We start from the raw sequence: 24932 nt of genomic DNA on the forward strand, positions 1-24932 counted from the left end.
GGAGAAAATAAGACATGGCTTTTGACAAAACTGTAACGATACCTGGCGATAAAACATATAAACTCAGTAATAGTATTAAAAAATATACGCTTGGAGATCTTGGATTTATTACAAATAAAGCTGGTGTACACATATTACACCGTGCTTTAGAACCAGAAAAAGCGCTCGATAATGCTATTCAATTGAAAGTCTCAATCAATCAAGAACTGACTGGATTTAAAATGAGTACAGTTTCTGCTGGAGATGTTGTGCGAGTTGATATTTTCAAAAACAATAATGCTGCTGAGTTGGTGAAACTTTATTATTTTTTCGTGAATGAGTTAATTGAACGAGGCGTTCTGGAAGCAATAAATGAATAAATTTCTTTTGAAGTGGTTAATGTAGGAGGCCTAAGTAATTAATTATGACAAAATTTTACTTTGTACGACATGGACAAACTGAATGGAATCTTGAGCGCCGTTTTCAAGGTGGGCATGGTGATTCTGAATTGTTACCTTCGAGTTACAATGATATGAAAAAAGTGGGCAAGTTCTTGAGTAAAATCAAGTTCGACCACATTTATGCTTCGCCAATACGTAGGGCACGTATTACTGCGATTAACATCGCTAAACAGCTAAAATATAAGCCTGCTATATCTTTACGGTCAAATCTAGCTGAAGTTGGTTTGGGCGCATGGGAAGGTGAACTAGTTGCTAATGTAAAAGAACAGTATGCATCAAGCTATGACAATTACCGCAATGATTTAGATAAATTTGATGGTAAAGAATTTGGTGGCGAGGGATATACAAAAGCTGAAGCTCGGTTTGTTCGTTTTATTAAAGCAACCGCTAATAATTTCCCAGAAAGCAATATTTTAATTGTTTCCCACGGTATGGAACTGTCTTTTGGATTAAATGGCTTACTAAAGCAACCCCGTATGAGCATTCGTGAGCGAGGTGGTTTGACTAATACATCAACGACTATTTTATCAACTACTGATGGTGAGGATTTTGTGATAGAGGATTGGAATAATACCACTTATCTGAATAAGGAACAGGATGATTCGACAACAATTTGATGGCATACCCGGAAAAACAATTAGATAAAATAACTGGCACGTTACAAAACGTTATTTTTTCATCGACAGAATCTTATTTTAAAATTTTGTCGGTACATATTGAAGAATCAACTTTAGAAGATTGGCAAGAGCCAGAAATGATTGCCACTGGAACATTTGCTGACGTCCAAGAAGGAAGTGTGTACGGATTTTATGGCCAATTGGTTCGACATCCAAAGTACGGACAGCAATTTAAAGTCGACCATTACGAAAATGAACTGCCTCCTGATGAAAATGGATTGATTAAGTATTTTGCTAGTGGTCAATTTACTGGAATTGGTAAAAAAACGGCTGAAAAAATTGTTAACCATTTGGGATTGAATGCTGTTAATCTAATTCTAGATGACGCAAAAATTCTTGACGGTATTGTAAAGTCAGAAACAGCTCGAAAACTGGCGCGTACGTTGCGACTTAACCTAGGCTTAGAACGCTTGTTCCAAATCGGCAATCAATTTGGTATTGGTGCGGATATTGCCGGACGTTTATATGATCAATACGGCAACGAAGCACAAGATATTTTAACGCAAGATCCTTACCGTTTAGTATTTGAATTTGATGGCATTAGTTTTAAAAAAGCCGATGATATTGGTCAAAAGGTTGGTGTAGATAAATTCGATGAACGGCGTATGCAAGCCGCTGTTTACGCAACAATTATGAATGTGACGTTTCAATATGGTCATATGTTTTTATCACACGATCAATTATTATTGGCAGTCGAGCAAATGTTGCATCAAAACAACACCGAAATGTCAAAGCAAATTCAAAAGGCTATTCAGAGCTTGATTGATAGCAATATTTTGGTTAACGATGATGGTCGTTATTATGCCCAAAGGTTATATATCGCTGAAAAAGAAACGGCCAGTAATTTAACACGATTATTAAATACAAGTTCGCCATTGAATATAACAGCAAATGATATTGATGAATCATTTGTGACGCCTGGACAAATGACGCTTGATCAGAGACAAGTTGAGGCGGTTAAAACCGGGTTAAAATCACAAATTTTCTTGTTAACAGGTGGACCAGGAACTGGAAAAACAACAATTATTCGCACGATGGTCGCTACTTGGAAGAAAATGATTCAAAGTCGTGCAAAGTTTGCAGATAATACTAAAGATTTTCTCAAAAATTATCAGGTCAGAATGGCTTCACCAACAGGACGTGCAGCAAAGCGCATGACTGAGGTAACGGGTTATGATGCTTCGACAATCCATCGGCTACTGGGTATTGCTGATTTGGATGAGCCAGAGTTTAATGCGGATAATCCTATTGCAGGCGGTTTACTAGTAATAGATGAAGCATCGATGCTGGATATTGAATTAACTTCAAAATTACTAGCAGCAGTTCCAAATGGGATGAAGATAATTATCGTCGGAGATAGCGATCAACTACCATCGGTTGGACCGGGCAATGTATTAGAGGATTTAGTTAGTAGCGGAGATATCACTCATATTGAATTAGAAGTTATTTATCGACAAGGACGTGGTAGTAGTATTACTGAACTTGCAACGCATATTAAAAAAGGTGAGTTACCAACAGATTTCTTAGAGAATCAACCAGATCGTTCGAGTTTTATGGTGAATTCAGAGCAAGCTTCGCAAGCGATTGAACAAGTGGTTGCATTGGCGATAAAAAAAGGTTACACGCAAGATGATTTACAAATATTAACCCCAATGTACAAAACATCTGCTGGTGTAATTGCGTTAAATCAAATGGCTCAAAAATTATTTAACCCGCTTAAATCAAATCAAAAAAGTTTGCAGTTTGGCATGACGATTTTCCGAAAAGGTGATAAGGTCCTACAGTTAGAAAATGACAGCGAGCGAGATGTTTATAACGGAGATATGGGCAAAATAATTGCTGTCCAGTACAAGTCTGACATTGGTAACGATGATAATGAAGATCGCCTCATCATTGATTTTGATGGTAAAGAATTGGCTTATCCCAAAAAAAATTTGAATCAACTGTCATTAGCGTACGCTACGACCGTCCATAAAGCACAAGGCAACGAGTTTCAATTGGTTATCATGGTTTTGACAAATCATTTTGGCTTAATGCTTAATCGAAATTTATTGTATACAGGAATTACTAGAGCTAAAGAAGCTTTGATTCTTGTGGGAGAATACACCGCTTTTGAACGTGCTTCACGCACCTTGGTGCCGAAGAGATTCACATTTCTGCAACAAAGGTTGGACCACAGCAAAACTGAAGCGAATGAGCATGATAGTACAGACGAACCGGAAATTATTCGTGAAAAAGAACCTCATTTGACAACAACAATGGTTATTAGTAGTACGGTTAATCCGATGATTGGAATGGAAAATATTACCCCATATGATTTCATGTAATCGTTTTCATATAGTATAATGTATAATATAATAATGAATGGAGAACTTTATGACACCAGCATATGAGTTATTTAACCTTGGCAGTAATGATGAACTGGCAGGTGAAATATCAACAATTTTAGGTGTACCATTAGCCCCAATTGATATCAAAACATTTGCTGATAATGAAATATATGAGCGAATCGAAAATACTGTTCGTGGTCGGAATGTGTATGTCATCCAAGGAATCACGGCACCAGTAAATGATAATTTTATGAAATTAATGATTTTTATTGATGCAGCACGTCGTGCTTCTGCTAATTCAATCAACATTATTATTCCCTATTTCGGTTATGCACGTTCAGACCGAAAAGCCCGTTCTCGAGAACCTATTTCAGCACGTATGATTGCTAATATGTTGGAGTCTCAGGGTGTGAAGAGAGTCATGACGATAGATTTACATGCGGATCAGGTTCAAGGATTCTTTGACATTCCAGTAGATCATTTGCTAGCCATGCCGGCATTGGGACACTATTTTTATGCTAATGATTTGTTAGGGAACGATTTAGTTGTTGTTGCGCCGGATCATTCTAGTGTGGCTCGTGCACGCAAGTTTGCCAAACTTTTACATGCAGATTGGGCACTAGTTGATCGACGTGTCGATAGCGTTCGCCCGAATACACCATATCAAATTACTGGTAATGTTTCTGGTAAACGTGCTATTCTAATCGATGATATCATTGATACAGGGACAAGTATGGTTCTTGCCAGTGAAGCAGCTACTAATGCTGGTGCGATTGAAATTTATGCTGTCGCTACGCACGCTGTGTTGTCAGATAACGCGGTCGATCATCTTGAGAAATCACCAATTGATCATATTGTTGTAACAAATACTGTTGAAATAGCCGAACATAAAAAAATGAGTAAGTTGAAAGTGTTGTCTGTGGCCGAGTCATTTGCTGAAGCAATTAGACGCATCAATGTGTTTGAAAGTATTGAGGATGTGCTGAAAAGCCCAGATAATTTGGACGTAATGTTATGAAAATAGTGGATCTAGAATCTTTTTTATCTCCTGAATGGGGAAAAACAAGTAATGGATTTGTTACAACTCAATTTGGCGCAGCGTTGGAATTTATGGTTCAAGGTGCGCGTGAAGTTACTTTAAAGTTTGCAAAAAAATACGAAGGTCTCTCGCTGGTATTGTCTCTTAATGGAGAAAATTGGCATGAAATTAACGTTGAAAATAATGTAATCAAGTTATCGGTAACTGACGGTCGCTATATTTTATTGGTACGTTCTATTGCTGGTAATCAAATGACGCTATGGACTAATCCAATCACATTAGTTTCGGGCCAAATTGATTCTGGAGAGATAGCACCAATTGCAACCAATGTAAATTACATTACATTTATTGGTGATTCAATTACTGCTGGTGAGGGGATGATTGAACATGAGCCACATCCAGAGCTAAGCTATCCTGAATTGATTGCTGAAACGCTCCATAAGCCACTAGCTCGGATTGGCTATGGTGGTTCAGGTTTAACGCCGAGTGCCCCTTTTCAGGAACCAACGGCTGTTGAGGCATTATGGCATGTTGCTCCGAATGTTGAGCGTCCTAGGGTATTTTCTGATTTAGTAATTGTTAATTATGGCACAAACGATTATAATTATGGTGCAACGGTGCAAGATTTTTGTTTTGGGTTACGAGTGTACTTGCTCGAACTAATTAAACGTTTCCATGATGCTAAGATAGTGCTATTAGTGCCTTTCAATGGTGCGTTTAAAGAAGTCTTTGAGCAAGAGATAAAGCGCTTCGATTGTTTCGTTTTATTGGACACTACGCCGTGGAAAATTTCGCCGCAACAAGTGCATCCGAATATTTTGGAGCACAAGCGCGCGGCAAAACTACTTTTAGGAGGATTGATTTAAAATGGTATATGCAGCAGATGAACAACGTTACGAAAAGTTACCTTATCGCCGAGTTAGTGATTCTGGTCTTATTCTACCGGCAGTTTCGTTTGGATTGTGGCGTAATTTAGGTGATCAAATGCCACTTGAAAATTCCAGAAATGTGATTTTAAAAGCGTTTGATAGTGGTATTTTTAGTTTTGATAACGCATCAAATTATGGCCCAAGTAATGGCACAGCCGAAGTGACATTTGGAAATGTTTATCGTAATGATTTAAAACCTTATCGTGATGAATTGGTGATTACGACGAAAGCCGGTTATCATATGTGGACTGGACCTTTAGGCGAATTTTCTGGTAAGAAAACATTAGTTGCTGCGCTGGATTTGAGCTTACAACGTATGGGACTAGATTATGTTGACATCTTTTATGCACACCGTTGGGATCCAAACACACGTTTAGAGGAAACTGCTCGTGCGTTAGACTTAATTGTAAAACAGGGTAAGGCGCTTTATGTTGGTGTTTCAAACTACACTGCTGAGCAAACAAAAGCAATTACTAAAATATTCGATGAACTTGGTACACCATTTATTGGCAACCAAGTATCTTATAACATGTTGAACCGCACAGCTGAAAAGGATGGTCTTTTGGATGTCTTGGATCAAAATCATGCGGGTCTTGTAGCCTATGGACCACTTGCTGAGGGCTTACTAACTGATCGTTATCTGCAAGAAATTCCTGCTGATTATCCAATCCATCCAACAAATCAATTCTTATTTAAGAACGGTAAGGACGCCTTAATTGCCAAGCTAAATGCTTTAAACGCAATTGCGCAAGGCCGTGGACAAAAATTGTCACAAATGGCGCTAGCTTGGCTATTGAAGGATGAGCGCGTTGCAACAGTTGTCATTGGTGCAAGTAAGGTTGAACATTTAGTTGACAACTTAAAGTTTTCCGATAATTTAAATTTCTCGGCGGCTGAACTTAAAGAAATTCAAGCTATTTTAGACAAATAAATATTGGATACATCAGGAATCAGTTTTGAACTGGTTCTTTTTATTGTCCAAAAAGAAACCGTTTACAATCCAAACGTTCGACAAATTTTGTCAGATCTTGAAAATATCTATCAAAAAACGAACCATATCGTTATTTATTATAAAAATATAATTTAAAAACATACAAAATGATCAATATAATTGTTAAACTATAGTTATTAACAAACAAAGAGGCCAGTCATGACAAAAGTTTTGATTATCGGTTCTGGTGCACGTGAGCATGCGCTAGCACAAACATTTTTAAAAAGTCCACAAGTAGATGAAGTCATTGTTGCACCCGGAAATGATGGGATGTCAGATGACCATTTACGTCGAGTTGAAATTCCAGTAACTAATTTAATTGAACTAAGAGATTTCGCAACCCAAGAACACGTTGATCTAACTTTTGTTGGCAATGAAGAGCCGTTGACACTAGGCATCGTTGACGTATTTGCAGAAGCCTCCTTAAAAATATTTGGTCCAACAAAAAAGGCAGCCCAACTTGAAGGTTCTAAATCATTTACGAAGAACATCCTTCAAAAGCACAATATCCCAACTGCGCAATCACTGACCGTAACTTCTTTGAATGAAGCTAATCAAGCTATTGCAAAATTTGGTTTTCCAATTGTTTTTAAGCTCGATGGCTTGGCTTTGGGCAAGGGAGTAACTATTATTGAAAATGCCGCTGATGCTCAACAATATTTGGAAAAGTTATACACGCAAAGTGCTGATGCCAAATTGGTTATTGAGGAATATTTGAAAGGAGTCGAGTTTTCTGTATTCACATTAGTGGGTCAAAATGGTGTAATGACTCATGCGCCTTTGGCACAAGATCATAAACGTCGTTTTGATGGTGATGAAGGACCTAATACCGGTGGAATGGGGGCTTATAGCCCAGTGAAATGGATTTCAGATCAAATTCGACAGGAAACTATTGAAACTTTAGTTAACCCAACAGTGAAAGCGATGGTTGAAGAGCATGCACCATTTACTGGTGTCTTATACACAGGTGTCATGTTAACTGAAGAAGGACCTAAAGTCATTGAGTTCAATGTGCGTTTTGGTGACCCTGAGGCGCAAGTAGTATTACCCCAATTTGATGGTGATTTTTATCAATTAATTTTGCAGCTATTGTCAGGTGAAAAGCCAACGTCACATTGGCAAGATGAAGAAGTGTATGTTGGTGTTGTTCTAGCAGCGAAGGGTTATCCTGAACGTCCTCAAAAAGGAGCAATCGTTCCTCAAATCCCATTAGTGACTAATTATGCTGGCGTTAAATTGGCGAACACGGTGTTGCGTGCAAATGGCGGTCGTGTAGCCACTGTTATTGCTCATGACAAAAATGTGAAATTGGCACAAAAAAAAGTTTATAATGTATTAGATAAGACACCGATGGATTTACAATATCGTCATGATATTGCTTATCAAGCTGTTCAAAAATTATAAAGGGAAACAAACATGCAAACAGATATTGAAATTGCCCAATCCGTTGAAATAAAACCAATTACAGAAATTGCTACTGCTGCAGGGTTGCAGGCCAATGAAATTGAGCCCTATGGATACGACAAAGCAAAAATTAATTTGGATTCATCTATCGTGCGTAAACAAGAATTAGGTAAGCTGATTTTGGTTACGTCAATTAATCCAACTCCTGCTGGCGAAGGGAAATCAACAGTAACGGTTGGTTTGGCTGATGCGCTAAATTTGGCTGATAAAAAGACGATGATTGCGCTACGTGAACCTTCCTTGGGACCTGTGATGGGACTTAAAGGTGGCGCAACTGGTGGTGGCTTTGCGCAAGTTGTTCCAATGGCTGATATTAATTTACATTTTACTGGGGACTTTCATGCATTAACATCAGCTCATGATACACTTGCTGCATTGCTAGATAATAGTATTCACCAAGGAAATCCATTAAATATTGATCCACGTCGTATTTTGTGGAAACGCGTAGTAGATATTAATGATCGTGAATTGCGTCATGTTACCGTCGGCTTAGGTGGACCAACTTCAGGTGTTCCGCGGGAAGATGGTTTTGACATTACTGTAGCTTCTGAGTTGATGGCCATTCTAACACTCTCAACTGATTTAATGGATATGAAAGAGCGTATCAAGCGTATTGTTGTTGGTTATACCTACAGTAAAGAACCAGTGACTGTTGCTGATTTGGGTGTTGCTGGAGCTTTAACTGTTTTGTTGAAGGACGCTATCAAACCCAATCTTGTCCAAACGTTGGCGCACACACCGGCAATTATTCACGGTGGTCCATTCGCTAACATCGCTCAAGGGACTAACTCTATTTTGGCAACCAAAACAGCTCTGAAATTAGCAGATTATGTTGTCACGGAGGCGGGATTTGGTGCCGACTTGGGGGGGGAGAAGTTCCTAGATATTAAAGTGCCGTTGCTGGGTAAAACGCCAGATACAATTGTTATTGTAGCTACTGTACGTGCTTTGAAACATCATGGTGGCGTTGCATTAGCAAATTTGAATAATGAAGATATCACGGCGCTCAAGAACGGCTTAGAGAATTTGGGTCAACACCTAACAGCGATGAATCGTTATGGCGTACCGGTGTTAGTAGCCATTAATCGCTTCACCTCGGATACGGAAGCAGAGTTACAGGTTATTAAAGATTACGTCCAAAAATTTGGCGCTACAGCTTATACGACAGAAGTTTGGGCAAAAGGCGGTGCAGGGGCACAAGAGCTGGCTGCGGCTGTTATTAAAAAATCAGCTCAAGAAGCAGATTTTACACCACTATATCAAGCTGAAGATTCAGCTATTGATAAACTAAATACTATCGTGCAAACAATATACGGCGGAGCTGGTGTTGAATTATCAACTAAGGCGCAAAAACAATTACAAGATTTTGAAAAGTATGGTTGGGACAAGTTACCAATTATTATGGCAAAAACGCAGTACTCATTTACAGATGACGCTAAAAAACTTGGAGCACCTCAAGATTTCAAAATTCATATCCGTGAATTTGTACCGAAACTTGGGGCTGGATTTTTAGTCGCATTAACGGGAAACATCATGACAATGCCTGGATTACCAAAACATCCAGCGGCATTAGATATTGATATTGATGAAAATGGTACAATTACTGGTTTGTTTTAGACTAAAAAATGGCTTTGGGGCCATTTTTTATTACATATTTGCTGGCTCGACATGGATTTCAACGTCAAAAATTTGGTACTCTTCAAATAATTTTTTTTCAATAAGTTTTGTGATGGCATGACTTTCTGCCACAGTCAGTTGTGGGTTCATTGTTACGACAATATCCAAGGCAATGTTTTCACTATAGGATCGACCTCTTATCTCTTTTACAGTGATGACACCAGGAATTCTGTTAACTGCCAAACGATACTGATCCAGTGTATGCTGATCAAAACCATCTGAAAGCATAAACACACTATTTTTAAAAATGTCAATTGCCATGTTAAGAATTAATAGAGAAATAATGATTGCTACAGTGGCATCAAGCCATGAAAAATGAAGTGATGATGCGAGAATTGCCAACGTGGTAGCTATACTAGTAAAAATATCACTGAGATTGTCCTTTGCAGCAGCAAGCAAAGCTGTGCTATGTACGCGTTTGGACAACTTTTTGTTGTGAAAGTACAAAAAGCTAAGTAGAATGGCTGAAACGATGCCAACAATTGCGCTGAGCGGGCTAGGAGTGGCTATCTGATTACTCAAGATATTTTTAAAAGCGCTAAGTAGAACTTGTAACGCAACGATTAACATCATTATTGAAGTAATCATACTGGCGATGTTTTCTGATTTCCAGTGACCGTATTGATGGTTTTTATCAGGTGGTCGGCGCGAAAAATGAAGTCCAATCAGTACGGTTAGTGACACTAAAATGTCAGTTAAATTATTAAAGCCATCAGCGATTAAGGCTTCCGAATGACCAATTTTTCCAACTAACAATTTCGTAACAGTGATCAGGCTATAGGCAGTTAGACTTATAATAGCACCACCTTCAGCGGCTTTAAGTTGTTCATAGCGTTTATTGAGCATTTTGGTACCTGCATGTCAATGACAAATACATGTGCAAGAATTCACTCTTATTATACAATGAAATACAGTTGTTCCATCAAATTTGACTTTCATTTTTGGTGGAGAACAAATCCCTTTTAATGTTGTGTTTGAACCGTTTTAAACCAACAATATAAAGGTGTGTTATACTATATTTATGAAAACAGGAACAGTAAAAATTTGGCAAAAAGAACGTGGATATGGATACATTACACCCGATGAAGGTGGAGATGATGTCTTTGTTCATTTTAATGGTATTGATATGGATGGCTTTAAGTCATTGATTCAAGGCGAAAAAGTAGCGTACGTACTGGTACAAGGGTATAAGTCTTATCAAGCAGCCCAGGTTCGTCCACTTTCGGTTGAGGCAGCAGACATTTAATGGTGGCATATCGTGAGACAGTAACATCGTCTAAGATAATTTATGAGGGACCAATCTTTAGCGTTGAAACGCAAGATGTTGATCTCTATAATGGAAAAAAAGCTAAAAGAGATATTGTTCGGCACGTGCCTGCAATTGGCGTTTTAGCTTTTGTTGATGATGAACATATTATTTTAGAGAAACAATGGCGTGCCACAATTGGCGATTTTATTTTGGAAATTCCCGCTGGAAAATTGGATCAACGTGATTTTGACGAACCTCATCATGCAGTTGAGCGTGAACTAAATGAAGAATTACGTATGGCAGCGGGTTCTATTGAAAAAGCGTTAGGTTTTGTTGAAACGGTTGGTTTTTCTGATGCTTATATGCATTTATATGTTGCGAGAAATTTGACACCCATTGAACAAGATCAACAATTACCACGCGATTTAGGGGAGACAATGGATTTAGTAACCATGTCTTTTAGTGAAGTGAAATCGTTGTTTGATTCAGGAAAATTAATTGATCAAAAAACTGTCACAGCCTTTTTGTATTGGAATTACTTGCGGGGTTAATTTATGGATAAAATGTCACGTAAAGCAGCCAAAAAAGAGCAAAAGGTGCGTGAAAAAGAACGTATCAAAGTTGAAAAAGAATACGCTAGAAAACATCCAACTCAAGTTGAAATTGTCCAACCAGAAACTCGAGAAGAGATGCGGCTAACACGTAAAGGACGTTATGAATTAGGGTCAGATGGTAAGTTAACAGCGAAAGGTAAATCAAAACGCTTAACGCACCGTTATAATGTAATTATTATTGTTTTGATTCTATTAATTATTGCAACGTATGCTGCCTTTTTTTTAATTAACTAGTAAATTTGGAGAAAAAAATGAAAATAGGAATTATCACGCCAATGGCGGAGGAAAAGATTGCATTGTCTGCAATTCTTGAAAATACAGAAACAAGACAGCACGGCAGCACAACGATTACTTCAGGAACTTATAAAAATCATGAAGTAATGCTCACTGAGTCTGGTATTGGTAAAGTGGCTGCAGGTTCTGCCGCTACAGTGATGATTGATAATTTTAATCCTGATTTAATTGTTAACACTGGTTCTGCTGGTGCATTAGACCCCGATTTAAAAATAGGGGATGAAGTTATTGGTACACGTATTGCGTATTCTGACGTTGATGTAACAGCATTCGGCTATGCCTATGGTCAATTACCAAATAAGCCCTTATATTATGAAGCTGATCCGGCAGTAGTTGCTGATTTTATGAATTTGACAGCGGGCAAAAAAGGCTTAATTGTTTCTGGTGATCAATTTGTTCAAGAAGATGGTAAAAAGAAAATCTTGTCCCATTTTCCAGAGGCATTAGTTGCTGAGATGGAAGCAGCTGCAGTAGCACAAGTTGCGACACAGTTTGGAACCCCATTTATTGTATTACGTGGTGTTTCCGATTTAGCTAACGGAGAATCTAATATTGTATTTGATGATTACGTAGTTGAAGCTGGCAAGGCTTCAGCCCAGTTATTAATTAACTATATGGATCAAAAAAACTAAGCCGACAGGCTTTTTTTTGTACTTTGAAATTAGTGCAGTGTTAGATATAGCTGATTTGTATAGTAATTGGTATAGAGGTTAGTGTGCAAGCTAGTGAAGAATAATGTAAAATAGAAAATATATTAAATTTAAGGAATATAATAAAATGATTACTTCATATAACCAAAAATCTTGTGGGGACATACTTGTCGTTACGCTTGCTCCTAACGCGGAAAAACAGATGGTGACTACTAGCGGAAACGTAACACGAATAAGTAATGCTGAGACAGGTCAGGCAACTGGATTTAACATCGCTAATGTAGGTGCCAAATTAGGAATTATTGGAGAAAATGGTCAAATATTCTTAAATGAAGAGCAAATAAATATTCTTAATGCCAATATCAAATCAGCTGGGTTTGATGAAATCATGAAGGTTTCACCTTCAAAACTTGTTATTGGTTTCGTTGAAAGCCTTTCGAATCATCCCGATTCAGATCATTTGCATATCACACAAACAAAAGTTGGTGATCAAAAAAGTTTGCAGATTGTCTCTGGATCGCCAAATATGAAAAAAGGGATTAAAGTAGTGGTAGCTCAGCCTGGAACTATGATGCCTTCAGGCGCCTTGATATGGGATGGTGCATTACGCGGCGTGCCATCTTCAGGGATGATTGTTTCTGGGCGAGAGTTACATTTACCGGGGGCTCCTGAAAAACCAGGTGCTTTAGTTTTACCAAATGATTTTGGTGAAATTGGTGATGTGTTTGACTTCAAAAAGGGTGCAACTCTCTATAAAAATGGATTAGTTGATACAAATTATTAAGACAGAGGAAGTACAGCTAGTGTTGATTAATTGATTAATGTAGCTGAAAGTGTTGATAAGATGGTAGATAAAATTAGAAACGCACCACGTGTTTATCGAATATTCAATGATGAAAGTACAAAGTACCGGAAATTGGTGTTTGAGTTACGAAAAGGTGAGTTACAGTATTTCACGTTTGTGATGGAGATTGTAAAAAAATGAGTAAAAAATATTATTTTATTGGCATTAAAGGTACTGGAATGGGACCGTTAGCACAAATTTTGCATGACCAAGGGGACGAGGTACTTGGTTCAGACATTGATACGTATACATATACGCAAGCTCCGTTAGAGGCCGCAGGTATTAAAATATTACCATTTGATGCAAGAAATGTAGATGCCAATCAAGATGCTATTTTTGTGAAGGGAAACGCTTTTAATAATGATCAAATTGAAGTGGCTCGGGCATTAGAAATTGGTGTAACCATGATTTCTTATCCAGAAGCTGTTCAAGAACAAATATCACAAACCACATCCATAGCAATTGCAGGAGCCCACGGCAAAACTTCCACAACCGGATTACTAGCTCACGTGTTAAAGAATATTGCCCCCACCTCATATCTTATCGGGGATGGCACAGGACGAGGGGTGCCTAACTCACAATTTTTTGTTGTTGAGGCAGATGAATATCGTCGTCATTTTAAAGATTATGCCCCAGATTATGCAATTTTAACAAATATTGATTTTGATCATCCTGATTATTATACTGGCATTGAAGATGTAACGTCTGCATTTGCTGATTTTGCTAATAATGTTAAAAAGGCTATTTTTGCTTGGGGTGATGATGAACATTTGCGTTCGTTGCAACCTACGGCAGATGTCTACTACTATGGTGTTAATCCCGAACAGGATGATTTTGTTGCAACTAATATTCATAAATCAACTCAAGGATCGCATTTTGACGTTGTTTTTCGTGGTAAAGACTTAGGCGAATTTGCCGTTCCCTTATTCGGGCAACATGGTATTTTAAATGCGTTAGCAGTGATTGCTGTATCTTATATGGAAGAGGTTGACCTTGATTTAATTCGTCAATATTTGCTGACCTATCAGGGTGTTAAACGTCGTTTTAGCGAAAAGCAAATTGCTGATATTACAGTGATTGATGATTATGCTCACCATCCAACAGAAATTATGGCGACATTAGATGCGGCACGCCAAAAGTATCCCAACAAAAAAATTATTGCCATTTTCCAACCACATACTTTTTCACGCGTAATTGCGTATAAAGACGAATTTGCTAGTAGTTTAGAAGCGGCAGATCAAGTTTATCTAGCCAATATTTTTGGATCTGCACGAGAACAAGCCGGAACGATTACTTCCAAGGACTTAGGATCTGAAATTAGTAAGTTTGGTGGCATCATTGAAGAAAATGACATGAGTCTTTTGATGCCATATGAAAATGCTGTAATGGTCTTTATGGGCGCTGGTGACATTGAAAAATATGAATTTGCTTATGAAAAGCTACTTGGCCAATTGAGAACGGACTTGACTTAATATCTATTTAATGTGATTTCTGTTATAATTGATATAACCAGAATTGTTTAGAATACTGGAGGTAAATAGTAATGGATAATTTTAATATGAACGCCCGTCGTGATGTGACGGGTGTAGATGAGGGAATGCGCGCATTCTTTAAACAAACATATAGCTTTATGGGTATAGCAGTTTTACTTACCGCAGTGACAGGCTTTATAGTACAAAACTTTTTTTTGGAACAAGTTGCTAAGTTGCTTGTAGGTAATGTTATTGGTCTTTTGGCGCTGTTGGGTATTCAGATGTTGATTATAACGATGATTGGTCGTGCAACTTTTAAAAATCCTGCTCGTGCTTTTGGTTTGTTGATGGCTTTTGCAGTGGTTGAAGGCTTAACGCTTGGTGTCTTGTTAGCTGTTTATACAGGAGCTTCTGTGATGATGGCTTTCGTTTCTGCATCCGCGGTTTTTGGTGGAATGGCGGCTTATGGTGTCCTCACAAAACGTGATTTGACGGGACTAGGTTCGATTTTGTTTGGTCTGTTAATCGGTTTGCTGATAGCATCAATTGCTAATATGTTTTTCTACAGTGGAATCGTTTCGCTATTGCTTTCATGGGCTAGTGTCGTTGTCTTCTCCTTATTCACAGCATATGATAATCAGAATTTGAAGGTGATGTACTCACAATTTGCTGGTCAAGCAGATACAACAGGACTTGCAGTAAATGGCGCCTTGAGATTATACTTAGACTTTGTCAATATTTTCTTCGCGCTGCTACGCATCTTCGGTGTTGTTAATGGTTCACGTGATTAATGAAAAAGACCCAAAGGGGGTCTTTTTTTTTGTGAAAAAAATTTTGCTATAAACTAGAAACAAAAGTTTTAATTTTAATCATATAATCACGTATAATGAAATAGTTGTGGAAATATGAAGATTATTGTTGAGGAATATTATGAATTTGAATCGGAGAAAAAGCATTATTTTGGTCTCAATTATCTTGGTATTACTGGCTATTATTTTTGTTCAAGTAGCACGTTATTATCATGATACATATGTAACAGAAATCGGCTATGCCAAAACATCTGCGCATGTTCCTAAAAAAGAAAAAACTACAGATGATAATGGGAAGATTATTGCTCATTCACATAGTTATATATATAAATTTTACTTTGTTACCAAAAAAGGTGAAAGAAAAACACTCAATTATGAATTAAGTGGTAAGAATGTGAGGCCATTGAAAGAGAATAGTTTTGTTAAAGCCGATATTAGTGATAAACGTGTAGTAAAAGGTCCATATATCATTAGTAAGTCAACAATTCCAGATAACATTATTCATAAGCTGAAATAATATTTTTGAACACTTTCATAAATACTGCCTAGTATAGTCCATTGCTTTCAAAAAGCTATCGTTTTAAAATATTGTATGTGCTTTTCAACTCTACCGAAAAATGCACACTCTTGAATGTGGGACCATATGTTTACCTAATTGTATGGTTCTTTTTTATTTAGTTTAAATGACCAACGTTTGACAAATAAAATCTTTCAGGTACAATGAATCTTATGCGTGAATTTAAGAGAGAGAGTATTTTTATGACATTTACAAGACTACTAAGGGTAGCTGGAGCAATATGTTCACTGTTTTTCATCAGCACCTCATCTGTGATGGCGGGAACTGTGACGTCAAATGAATATCAGCAATATTATCATCATAATATTGAGCAAGGATTTATGAATGACGTACAGAGTATTTGGCAGGACTCATCAGGGTACTACCATATTTACTATTTAGCGGATTTAAATTATAAGCATGATGACGATGGCACGGAATGGTATCATGTTAAGACAAAAGACTTTGTACACTACGAGAAACTAGGAATAGCTATCCCTAAGTTTCAGAATAAGTGGGAAGCAGTTGCTACTGGATCAGTAATTAAAAACACGAACAAATTTTTTTCTGATTTGCCAAAAAAAGCAATAATTGCTTACTTCACTAGTTATACGCCAACTGGACAAAAACAATATGTGGCTTATTCTATTGACAATGGTGTGACCTATAAACCTTATTCCGATGGCGCCATTATGTCTGCGTCGTCCGTAAATGCTCACTTTAGAGATCCATACGTCTTTTTCAATAAAGAAACTAAAAAAATAACGATGTATCTTGCTGAAGATGATAAAATTGGTGTTTACACTAGCGATGATGGTAAAAACTTCAACTACGTAGGTGCTACGGCATTGAATAGCGATGCCTTAAATGGCAAAGATCTGGGCTTGATTGAATGTCCAAACCTAAAAACAATGAGAGATACAACCACAGGGATAACTAAAACTGTGATGTTTTTCGGTGCTAATGGCTACAATTACGGACAGACAAGTGGTTCTTATTATATGGTTGGGCACCTTGACAATAACGGTGTATTTGTCGCTGAACAGCAACCAAAACGTGTTGATGATGGTTCAGATTATTATGCTAGTAACTATTTTCAAACATCAGACAATACGAATATATTGTCAGTCGGTTGGTTAGGTAATTGGGGTTATTCAAGCAAAAAAATAGTCGATGCGAATAATGAACAATCATATAAGTTGGGCTCATTATCTTTAGCGCATCAATTGAATCTAAGCAAAGTCAACGGTGAGTACACAATGGTATCTTCATTGGTTAAGCCCTACGGTAGTTTAACACAAACAGTTAAAGACACGATTAATACGAGTCAGTTATCTAAGGATAACGAAGGCTATTATCAACTATTGAATGCTCAACGCTGGACAAGTCAAAACTTCTATTTACAAATGACAAATAAAAAGAAGGGGACCGTCTGTGGAAACGTTCACTTGTCATTCAAGCAAAAAGATTCAACTGTTAACTTAAATTATAATGCAGACACCGGATATTACACGGTAACACGACAAACAAAAAATATCGCTGATAGTAATGCAAACACTGAGTATAATAAAACATTTGTCGAACAAAGCGGTGTGGTTAATCCAAATGTCTTCAAGCTTCATGTATACACGGATAAAACAAGCATTGAGTTTGAATTTGAAAATAGTGGACGTACTTATTCACTATTAAAGTATTCGACAGAAGATGACTTATTATTTAATATTGAAACTGACAGTGAGAACGACTTGTTTTATTCGATGAGCAATGTTGATAATAAATAATCTTTGCTAATTAGCAGCATTTGTAACTAAATAAAAAGTATGTAAAACTTTTAGCTGGTGAATTTGGCTAAAAGTTTTTTATCGTTTTGACTAGTAACAACAAAAAATACGTGCAAAAACTGATTCATAAGAAATTACTATACTTAAGTGATATATCAACGTGTGTTACACTTAATATAGATAAATATAAGATGGGACATTAAGATGACCAATAAAAAACTATTACTTATTGATGGGAATTCTCTGGCTTTTAGGGCTTTTTATGCGATGTACAATCAGCTAGATCGTATGATCTCGCATGAAGGATTGCATACAAATGCATTAGTGGCTTTTAATAACTTTTTAGATAAAATTGTAGACCCAATGGCTCCAGATTTAGCATTAGTGGCTTGGGATGCTGGTTCTGGCAAAGAAACACATCGTGGGAAATTATTTCCTGAATATAAGGACGGCCGTTCTAAAGTACCAGAGGAATTTAAAGAACAGTTTCCATATTTACGTGAAATGGTTATGTTGCATGGTTTGCGGAATTATGAACAGGCTGGTTTAGAAGCTGACGATATCATTGGCACTTATTCACGTATGGGTGAAGCAGCAGGATATTCTGTTATTATTGTAACCGGCGATCAGGATTTGACACAATTAGCCACGGAAAATATTACTGTAAACGTGACCAAAAAAGGTGTAACAGATATTGAAAGCTATACACCAGCTTATATAAAAGAAAAATTTGGGCTTACACCGGATCAAATCATTGATAAGAAGGCGTTGACGGGCGATACATCTGATAATTATCCAGGTGTTACAAAAGTCGGTGAAAAAACAGCATTAAAATTACTTACCGAATATAATAACATTGACAATTTGTATGATAATATCGATAAAATGAAGCAGTCAAAAATGAAGGATAATTTGATCAATGATCGCGAATTAGCCTTCCAAGCACGTGAATTAGCTACAATTTTAACTGATGCTACATTACCTTTACCGCTTGAAGAAATGGAATATAGAGGTGTCGATTTTGAGAAGATTATTCCATTCTATGAAAACTTGGATTTCAAACAACATTTAGCGAAGATAAAAGCATTACGTAAATCTGGACAACTTGAGAATACAAAAGAATTTGATAATGGTGTAAATTTTGTCGAATTAAAAGAAAATAATTTAAAAGCAGTTGCGATGCTAGGGGATAAAATATCAGTTCATATTGAATTTGTGGGTGATAATTATCACGAGGGTGAAATGATTGGTTTCGCCATTGGTAATCCAGAAGTTGGCTACTATGCTAGTCGTGATATTTCCTTGTTACAAACCGAAGAGTTGAAGTCAGTGATTGAGAATGACCAGATTTTAAAAAATGTTTTCAATGTTAAAGCACAGCTTGTATTATTTAAGCGACTTGGTGTGGCACTTAAGGGCGTGAATTTTGATTTTATACTGGTTGCCTATTTGCTTGATACGGTAGCTAATGATAATGTTTTGTCAACTTTAGCACAGCGTTTTGATGTTTACTTAACACCTGATGAAGATATTTATGGTAAAGGCGCTAAATTCACTGTTCCAACCGATACCAATCTTTTGTTGTCACACATTGTTCATAAAGCGGATGGGCTTTTCAAATTAGAAAAACCAGCGTTCGCAGAATTAAAGCAACACGAACAAACGCACCTATATACAGACATTGAGCTACCATTAGCGTTTGTTTTAGCTGATATGGAATATCAAGGTATTAAGGTCAATCCCGAGTACTTACAAAATAAAGGCAAAGACTTATCCGAACGAATAGCTGATATTCAATCTGCCATCTATATTGAAGCTGGTGAAGAGTTTAATCTGAACTCACCAAAACAATTAGGTGTATTGTTGTTTGAAAAAATGGGTTTGCCAGTGATTAAAAAGACAAAGACAGGATACTCAACGGCTGTGGATGTTCTAGAAAAACTAGCACCACAAGCGCCCATAGTGGACCATATTTTGCAGTATCGTCAATTAGCAAAATTAAAATCAACTTACATTGACGGCCTACTTTCGGTTATATATCCCAAGGACAGCAAGATTCACACACGATTTTTGCAAACTTTGACACAAACTGGTCGATTGTCATCAGTTGATCCTAATCTGCAAAATATTCCAATGCGCTCAGAAGAAGGGCGTTTGATTCGGACAGCATTTGTTCCTAGTCATCCGGACTGGCAAATATTTGGTGCCGATTATTCTCAAATTGAATTGCGTGTTTTAGCCCATGTTACAGGTGATAAAAACATGCAAAAAGCCTTTCTAAACGGCGAGGACATACATGACGAAACAGCTCGTGCTGTCTTTGGCTTAGCCGATGATGCAGTAGTTGATCCACTTAAGCGTCGCACGGCTAAAGCTGTGAATTTTGGTATTGTGTATGGTATTTCGGATTATGGTTTGGCTAATAATTTAGGGATTCCACGTGCCGAGGCGAAACGTTTTATTGATACTTATTTCCAAGAGTTCCCTCAAATTCATGAATGGATGAATACAATTAAGACTTTTGCACATGAACATGGTTATGTAGAAACAATTGCCCATAGGCGACGTTATTTGCCAGATATTCAAGCAAAGAACTTTAATTTAAGGTCATTCGCTGAACGAACTGCGATGAATTCGCCCATACAAGGTTCAGCGGCAGATATTATCAAAATTGCGATGATAAAGGTTAACGAAGCTTTACGAGAGAATAATTTGCAGGCAAGAATGTTGCTTCAAGTACACGATGAATTGATTTTTGAAACCCCTGTAGACGAAATTGATGAATTGACCGAAGTTGTCACGAATGTTATGGATTCAGCCGTTGCATTAGATGTACCATTGAAAGTTGACGCACACCATGGTGACACTTGGTACGATGCAAAGTAGGGGTTACAAAAATTCAAGTGAGGACGGATTATTATTATGATAAAATTGCCTTCAGTATTGGCGGTGACTTCTAGTGGCGACATGACAGTATGGCGGATCATGCAAAAATTAGGAATATATGTTGCAATTTTTGTGATAATCTTTTTGTTAGTTGCTGCTGGTCAACTTGTAATTTCTAGACTACGTCATAAGAAGTTTAGTCATCATCATTTGTTTTATGATGCACTGTTTGCCACAAGTTTCATCTCGTTGCTTGTCCTTGGAGGTTCTTACTTATACCAAAAAAATGTGGCTGGCATCAAAACAGCTATTTTAGAACCAATTCATGAACAAGAACGCAAAACGGCTAATAAAAAAGCAGCAGAGGATACAACTTCGCGCGCCCTTATTCGAAAAATGGTTATGCGAAATGCAACAAAAAATTTTGAGAAACAAGGATTTGTAGCAATTCCAAGTAGAAATATTTTATTACCAATTTATAATGATGCCTATAGTGATGAAGGACTGAACCTTGGTGCAAATTATGCGAATAAATCCGAAAAAGACCCGGAGGGGAAACAAAAGCCAGTTATGGGACAAGGGAACTATGGATTAGCAGCCCACAATTTTAATGATGGTCAGACTGGCTTTAGTGCGTTGCAACAGACAGCCAATAATGATTCACCGTATTTACAGGACGGTAAACTGAAGGGTTCATCATGGCTAAATGGGAACAGTATTTTGTTGGCTAATAGCGAAGGTATTTACCGATACGAAATTACTAGCCAAAAGACAGTTCCATCAACAGAGGTGTCAGTTTTAAATCCAACTAAGAAAGCACAGTTAACAATTATTAGTTGTCTTTTTCCTTCAACGACATATCGAATTATCACTCATGCTGATTTGAAAAAAACTTATACATGGCGTAATGCACCCGAAAAATTGGTTAGTGAATTTAATTTGAAAGTACGCAATACTAATGCCCGTGTTAGTTGGTGGAATCCAGGCATAGAAGAAGGTGCAAATGGTGATGCTGGTGGAACAAAATAAATTGAATTGATTGAAAAAATGGTTTCAGATAATGAAACCATTTTTTGATGAATAAAATTCATTACCATTTATTTATACTATGAACAGCGCTATAATAAGCGAAAGCATAAAAATAGTGTCAAAATTTTTCTTTATACAGGGATAAAAATGATAAATAAACAAAAACGTAAGGATACCTCACTAATATTTAAGCGACAATTCTTCGATGTGAAAGCACAAGAATATTTGCCCATCTCTGCTGATGAATTATTATCTCAGCACTTGCTGATCACTGGTGTTACCGGTAGCGGAAAGTCTTCGACTGCGCTAACCATTATAGAAGAACTCAAAAAGAACCAACAGAATGTTATTGTATTAGATCCAACAGGTGAATTTCGTACAATACCAAATGTACAGCGTATCGTGTTGGGGAATGATGGTTTTTTTGATGTTACTCACCTAACGAGTGATCAAATTGCTCAGCTATTAAATATTACAGATGAATCGTTGCTGGGCAAATTACCCGCTGCAATTGAAAGTTTGCAAATACAAAACAATGTTGTAGCTAAAACAGGAATCTATAAAAAGATTAATAGAAGCCAAATTGAACATGAGAACCTAGTGGAACGACTTAAAATCAAGGATAAATACTTTGATTTAAGCTTGCTGGCTAATCAGTTGCAAGAAGAATTTATTACGCCGTATGTTGATGAGCGTGCTGATTTTTCATTATTAGGACAAACTTATGATAAGGAAGCTATTGCCAAAGCATGGTCAAGCATTGCCCAATTAAAGCAAACCTTAAAAAATAAACAAATACGTACTTTATTGTCAAGATCAATGAAACAAGGAATTGTGCACTATGATGTCGATTATTTACTGCGATTGTTTATAACGCGTCGGGCGACCAAACAGAGTTTGATTATTGATTTATCTTTGTTTAGTCACGAACAAAAATTAAATCAAGTACTTGTTGAGATACTGACTATGCAAATGATGAGCATAGCGAAACTTAATGGACCAAGCTTTCCTGTAACAATCTTTATTGATGAAGCACATCGATACTTGTCTAATAATGGGCATGACAATCACGGCATCTTTTCGTTAATTCGTGAGGGACGAAAACTAGGATTAGATTTGATGATGAGTACACAAAGCCCATTGGATGTTCCTGTTGAGCTACTCGGACAATTTGGCAGCTTTATCGTGCAGCGACTCAACACACGAAATGAAATGAAAAACTTATTAATCATCAAAGAGGACCTAATTGACCAAGTAGCAAATCTTGCAACTGGGGAGGCGCTTTTAAAAACAATTGGTCGCCAAGAGTTGAAAAAAATCAAAGTTGAACTGAGTACAATTAGTCACCAAACCGAAAATATTCAATTTGGTCTATAACTAATTTCAATGTCAGAAAACCTGACACATAATTTGCAAAGGCTATTAATTTCGTTTAGAATAAAAGTATCTTAAGCGGAGGTATTGTGATGAGCGAACGCGAATTGAGACGTAATTTATCAATTTTACCAATTGGTACTGTACGCGAGCTCACGTTATTGACTGATCGTCAGATTAGATACTATGAACAACAGAAATTAATTGCGCCGGGTCGCGGCAAAGGTGGCCAGAGACGTTTTTCATTAAATGATGTTGATCGTTTGCTCGAAATCCGTGATTTCTTGGATGCTGGAGACTCTATCAAAGATATTCAAGAGATTTTCGCCAAGCAACGCCGTAAAGCACAAGAAAAACAAGATTCAGAAGCAGCATTACGCCGTTCACTACAAAAAGAATTCGCCCAACTGGGACGATTCGGGGCTCATTAAGAAAGGACAATCATGGCTCGCAAAACTTTTACCAAAGAAGAAATTAAGCAAATCGTGGCAGACGAAAACGTGGAGTTTATTCGCGTAACCTTTACAGACGTCTTGGGCGCTATTAAAAATGTTGAAGTACCTACATCACAGTTAGATAAAGTGTTAGACAATAATTTAATGTTTGACGGTTCATCTATCGAAGGGTTTGTACGTATTAATGAATCAGATATGTATCTATATCCTGATTTGTCAACATTCATGATTTTCCCATGGGCGACTGACGGACACGGCGGTAAGGTAGCACGATTAATTGCTGATATTTACACAGCGGATCGTGAACCATTTGCTGGTGACCCTCGTCACGCACTACGTACTGTGTTGACAGAAGCACGTGAAGCTGGATTTACTTCATTTAATGTTGGTACTGAGCCTGAATTCTTTTTGTTCAAGCTTGATGAAAAAGGAAACCCAACCACAGAATTGAATGATAAGGGCGGCTACTTTGATTTGGCACCTTTGGATATGGGTGAAAATGTTCGTCGTGAAATCGTCTTGACATTGGAAAAGATGGGCTTTGAAATCGAAGCAGCTCACCACGAAGTTGCTGAAGGTCAACACGAAGTTGATTTCAAGTATGCATCGGCATTGGAAGCGGCAGATAACATTCAGACATTTAAGCTCGTTGTTAAAACAATTGCACGTAAGAATGGTTACTTTGCAACATTCATGCCAAAACCAGTTGCTGGTATTAATGGTTCAGGTATGCACACAAACATGTCTTTGTTCACTAAAGAAGGTAATGCCTTTGAAGATGTTTCTGATGAAATGGGACTTTCAAAAGCAGCTTATAACTTCTTGGGTGGTGTTTTGGAACATGCTACAGCCTTTACAGCTTTGGCAAACCCAACTGTTAACTCATATAAGCGTTTGACGCCTGGCTTTGAAGCACCAGTTTATGTTGCTTGGTCAGCTTCAAACCGTTCCCCAATGGTACGTGTCCCAGCTTCTCGTGGACAGTCAACACGTTTGGAATTACGTTCAGTAGATCCAACGGCGAACCCCTATACATCACTCGCAGCAATCCTTGCCTCAGGATTAGATGGTATTAAGCGTGAGTTGGAACCACTGGCTTCAGTTGATAAGAACATTTACTTGATGGATGAAATTGAACGTGAGCGTGCCGGTATTACAGATTTGCCAGATACATTGTTGGCGGCAGTTCGTGAACTTGCAGCTGATGAGGTTGTTCGTGCAGCAATCGGTGAACATATTGCTGACAAATTTATTGAAGCAAAGAAGATTGAATATACATCATATCGTCAATATGTTTCTCAATGGGAAACAGATTCATATTTAGAAAAGTATTAATTTTGTAGAAGCAGAAATGCTTCTTTTTTATTGCTCA

Annotated in this window: 24 protein-coding genes; 23 read left to right on the plus strand and 1 reads right to left on the minus strand. The window is 37.4% G+C overall.

The window, feature by feature from the left end:
- Positions 1–14 precede the first annotated feature (14 nt).
- From JNUCC76_RS03375 to JNUCC76_RS03410, 8 genes are all read left to right on the plus strand, one after another.
- Positions 15–359, plus strand: coding sequence for a cysteine desulfurase (locus JNUCC76_RS03375; RefSeq protein ID WP_454155804.1), 345 nt, complete (start codon positions 15–17; stop codon positions 357–359).
- A gap of 44 nt (positions 360–403) precedes the next feature.
- Positions 404–1057, plus strand: coding sequence for a histidine phosphatase family protein (locus tag JNUCC76_RS03380; RefSeq protein WP_454155806.1), 654 nt, complete (start codon positions 404–406; stop codon positions 1055–1057).
- Positions 1057–3444 (plus strand): SF1B family DNA helicase RecD2, encoded by a 2388-nt coding sequence (gene recD2, locus JNUCC76_RS03385; RefSeq protein WP_454155808.1) that lies wholly within the window; start codon positions 1057–1059, stop codon positions 3442–3444. Before JNUCC76_RS03380 ends, recD2 begins: the two co-directional genes overlap by 1 nt.
- A gap of 49 nt (positions 3445–3493) precedes the next feature.
- Entirely contained in the window at positions 3494–4465 is a 972-nt protein-coding gene (locus JNUCC76_RS03390; protein WP_454155810.1) for a ribose-phosphate diphosphokinase, read from the plus strand.
- Positions 4462–5352: an SGNH/GDSL hydrolase family protein gene (locus JNUCC76_RS03395; protein WP_454155812.1), complete on the plus strand. Its 891-nt coding sequence runs from the start codon at positions 4462–4464 to the stop codon at positions 5350–5352. The genes JNUCC76_RS03390 and JNUCC76_RS03395 overlap by 4 nt, the downstream gene beginning before the upstream one ends.
- 1 nt (position 5353) lies before the next feature.
- Positions 5354–6346 carry an aldo/keto reductase gene (locus tag JNUCC76_RS03400; RefSeq protein ID WP_454155814.1) on the plus strand — a complete coding sequence of 331 codons (993 nt, stop codon included), beginning with the start codon at positions 5354–5356 and terminating at the stop codon, positions 6344–6346.
- 219 nt (positions 6347–6565) lie between these two features.
- Positions 6566–7810, plus strand: coding sequence for a phosphoribosylamine--glycine ligase (purD, locus tag JNUCC76_RS03405; RefSeq protein WP_454155816.1), 1245 nt, complete (start codon positions 6566–6568; stop codon positions 7808–7810).
- Between the two features lie 12 nt (positions 7811–7822).
- Positions 7823–9487, plus strand: a complete 1665-nt coding sequence (locus tag JNUCC76_RS03410) for a formate--tetrahydrofolate ligase (protein ID WP_454155818.1) — start codon at positions 7823–7825, stop codon at positions 9485–9487.
- A gap of 30 nt (positions 9488–9517) precedes the next feature.
- Here the strand turns inward: JNUCC76_RS03410 and JNUCC76_RS03415 are convergent, their stop codons facing one another.
- Complete coding sequence (locus JNUCC76_RS03415) at positions 9518–10393, minus strand: cation diffusion facilitator family transporter (protein ID WP_454155820.1); 876 nt, start codon at positions 10391–10393, stop codon at positions 9518–9520.
- A gap of 175 nt (positions 10394–10568) precedes the next feature.
- On the opposite strand from JNUCC76_RS03415, the gene JNUCC76_RS03420 reads away from it, so the two are divergent.
- From JNUCC76_RS03420 to glnA, 15 genes are all read left to right on the plus strand, one after another.
- Entirely contained in the window at positions 10569–10793 is a 225-nt protein-coding gene (locus JNUCC76_RS03420; RefSeq protein WP_072613358.1) for a cold-shock protein, read from the plus strand.
- Complete coding sequence (locus tag JNUCC76_RS03425; protein WP_014324489.1) at positions 10793–11347, plus strand: NUDIX hydrolase; 555 nt, start codon at positions 10793–10795, stop codon at positions 11345–11347. The genes JNUCC76_RS03420 and JNUCC76_RS03425 overlap by 1 nt, the downstream gene beginning before the upstream one ends.
- 3 nt (positions 11348–11350) lie before the next feature.
- A complete protein-coding gene (locus JNUCC76_RS03430; protein WP_272220364.1) occupies positions 11351–11644 on the plus strand; it encodes a hypothetical protein in 294 nt (97 codons plus the stop codon).
- A 17-nt stretch (positions 11645–11661) separates the two neighbouring features.
- Entirely contained in the window at positions 11662–12336 is a 675-nt protein-coding gene (locus tag JNUCC76_RS03435; protein ID WP_454155822.1) for a 5'-methylthioadenosine/adenosylhomocysteine nucleosidase, read from the plus strand.
- Between the two features lie 145 nt (positions 12337–12481).
- On the plus strand, positions 12482–13138 hold the full coding sequence (gene ytpR, locus JNUCC76_RS03440) for a YtpR family tRNA-binding protein (RefSeq protein WP_454155824.1): 657 nt from the start codon (positions 12482–12484) through the stop codon (positions 13136–13138).
- A gap of 60 nt (positions 13139–13198) precedes the next feature.
- Entirely contained in the window at positions 13199–13339 is a 141-nt protein-coding gene (locus tag JNUCC76_RS03445) for a hypothetical protein (protein WP_282849028.1), read from the plus strand.
- Positions 13336–14670: a UDP-N-acetylmuramate--L-alanine ligase gene (gene murC / locus JNUCC76_RS03450; RefSeq protein ID WP_454155826.1), complete on the plus strand. Its 1335-nt coding sequence runs from the start codon at positions 13336–13338 to the stop codon at positions 14668–14670. Before JNUCC76_RS03445 ends, murC begins: the two co-directional genes overlap by 4 nt.
- Positions 14671–14741: 71 nt before the next feature.
- Positions 14742–15461: a Bax inhibitor-1/YccA family protein gene (locus JNUCC76_RS03455; protein WP_454155827.1), complete on the plus strand. Its 720-nt coding sequence runs from the start codon at positions 14742–14744 to the stop codon at positions 15459–15461.
- A 139-nt stretch (positions 15462–15600) separates the two neighbouring features.
- Complete coding sequence (locus JNUCC76_RS03460; protein ID WP_454155829.1) at positions 15601–15996, plus strand: DUF1093 domain-containing protein; 396 nt, start codon at positions 15601–15603, stop codon at positions 15994–15996.
- 242 nt (positions 15997–16238) lie between these two features.
- On the plus strand, positions 16239–17816 hold the full coding sequence (locus JNUCC76_RS03465) for a glycoside hydrolase family 32 protein (RefSeq protein WP_454155831.1): 1578 nt from the start codon (positions 16239–16241) through the stop codon (positions 17814–17816).
- A gap of 204 nt (positions 17817–18020) precedes the next feature.
- Positions 18021–20702, plus strand: coding sequence for a DNA polymerase I (gene polA / locus JNUCC76_RS03470; protein ID WP_454155833.1), 2682 nt, complete (start codon positions 18021–18023; stop codon positions 20700–20702).
- Between the two features lie 36 nt (positions 20703–20738).
- On the plus strand, positions 20739–21731 hold the full coding sequence (locus tag JNUCC76_RS03475; protein WP_454155835.1) for a class A sortase: 993 nt from the start codon (positions 20739–20741) through the stop codon (positions 21729–21731).
- A 147-nt stretch (positions 21732–21878) separates the two neighbouring features.
- Entirely contained in the window at positions 21879–23108 is a 1230-nt protein-coding gene (locus tag JNUCC76_RS03480; protein ID WP_454155837.1) for an ATP-binding protein, read from the plus strand.
- 89 nt (positions 23109–23197) lie between these two features.
- Positions 23198–23536: a MerR family transcriptional regulator gene (locus JNUCC76_RS03485; protein WP_010289022.1), complete on the plus strand. Its 339-nt coding sequence runs from the start codon at positions 23198–23200 to the stop codon at positions 23534–23536.
- A 12-nt stretch (positions 23537–23548) separates the two neighbouring features.
- Entirely contained in the window at positions 23549–24895 is a 1347-nt protein-coding gene (gene glnA, locus JNUCC76_RS03490; protein ID WP_072613368.1) for a type I glutamate--ammonia ligase, read from the plus strand.
- Positions 24896–24932: the final 37 nt, after the last annotated feature.

Source organism: Leuconostoc sp. JNUCC 76 (genome assembly GCF_053667755.1).

Coding starts and splice junctions, on each gene's coding strand:
- JNUCC76_RS03400 (WP_454155814.1), top strand. CDS start 5,354: ATGGTATATGCAGCAGATGAACAACGTTACGAAAAGTTACCTTATCGC.
- JNUCC76_RS03415 (WP_454155820.1), bottom strand. CDS start 10,393: ATGCTCAATAAACGCTATGAACAACTTAAAGCCGCTGAAGGTGGTGCT.
- JNUCC76_RS03465 (WP_454155831.1), top strand. CDS start 16,239: ATGACATTTACAAGACTACTAAGGGTAGCTGGAGCAATATGTTCACTG.
- glnA (WP_072613368.1), top strand. CDS start 23,549: ATGGCTCGCAAAACTTTTACCAAAGAAGAAATTAAGCAAATCGTGGCA.
- polA (WP_454155833.1), top strand. CDS start 18,021: ATGACCAATAAAAAACTATTACTTATTGATGGGAATTCTCTGGCTTTT.
- JNUCC76_RS03445 (WP_282849028.1), top strand. CDS start 13,199: ATGGTAGATAAAATTAGAAACGCACCACGTGTTTATCGAATATTCAAT.
- JNUCC76_RS03395 (WP_454155812.1), top strand. CDS start 4,462: ATGAAAATAGTGGATCTAGAATCTTTTTTATCTCCTGAATGGGGAAAA.
- JNUCC76_RS03475 (WP_454155835.1), top strand. CDS start 20,739: ATGATAAAATTGCCTTCAGTATTGGCGGTGACTTCTAGTGGCGACATG.
- JNUCC76_RS03410 (WP_454155818.1), top strand. CDS start 7,823: ATGCAAACAGATATTGAAATTGCCCAATCCGTTGAAATAAAACCAATT.
- JNUCC76_RS03380 (WP_454155806.1), top strand. CDS start 404: ATGACAAAATTTTACTTTGTACGACATGGACAAACTGAATGGAATCTT.
- recD2 (WP_454155808.1), top strand. CDS start 1,057: ATGGCATACCCGGAAAAACAATTAGATAAAATAACTGGCACGTTACAA.
- JNUCC76_RS03375 (WP_454155804.1), top strand. CDS start 15: ATGGCTTTTGACAAAACTGTAACGATACCTGGCGATAAAACATATAAA.
- ytpR (WP_454155824.1), top strand. CDS start 12,482: ATGATTACTTCATATAACCAAAAATCTTGTGGGGACATACTTGTCGTT.
- JNUCC76_RS03435 (WP_454155822.1), top strand. CDS start 11,662: ATGAAAATAGGAATTATCACGCCAATGGCGGAGGAAAAGATTGCATTG.
- JNUCC76_RS03425 (WP_014324489.1), top strand. CDS start 10,793: ATGGTGGCATATCGTGAGACAGTAACATCGTCTAAGATAATTTATGAG.
- purD (WP_454155816.1), top strand. CDS start 6,566: ATGACAAAAGTTTTGATTATCGGTTCTGGTGCACGTGAGCATGCGCTA.
- murC (WP_454155826.1), top strand. CDS start 13,336: ATGAGTAAAAAATATTATTTTATTGGCATTAAAGGTACTGGAATGGGA.
- JNUCC76_RS03485 (WP_010289022.1), top strand. CDS start 23,198: ATGAGCGAACGCGAATTGAGACGTAATTTATCAATTTTACCAATTGGT.
- JNUCC76_RS03390 (WP_454155810.1), top strand. CDS start 3,494: ATGACACCAGCATATGAGTTATTTAACCTTGGCAGTAATGATGAACTG.
- JNUCC76_RS03455 (WP_454155827.1), top strand. CDS start 14,742: ATGGATAATTTTAATATGAACGCCCGTCGTGATGTGACGGGTGTAGAT.
- JNUCC76_RS03420 (WP_072613358.1), top strand. CDS start 10,569: ATGAAAACAGGAACAGTAAAAATTTGGCAAAAAGAACGTGGATATGGA.
- JNUCC76_RS03480 (WP_454155837.1), top strand. CDS start 21,879: ATGATAAATAAACAAAAACGTAAGGATACCTCACTAATATTTAAGCGA.
- JNUCC76_RS03460 (WP_454155829.1), top strand. CDS start 15,601: ATGAATTTGAATCGGAGAAAAAGCATTATTTTGGTCTCAATTATCTTG.
- JNUCC76_RS03430 (WP_272220364.1), top strand. CDS start 11,351: ATGGATAAAATGTCACGTAAAGCAGCCAAAAAAGAGCAAAAGGTGCGT.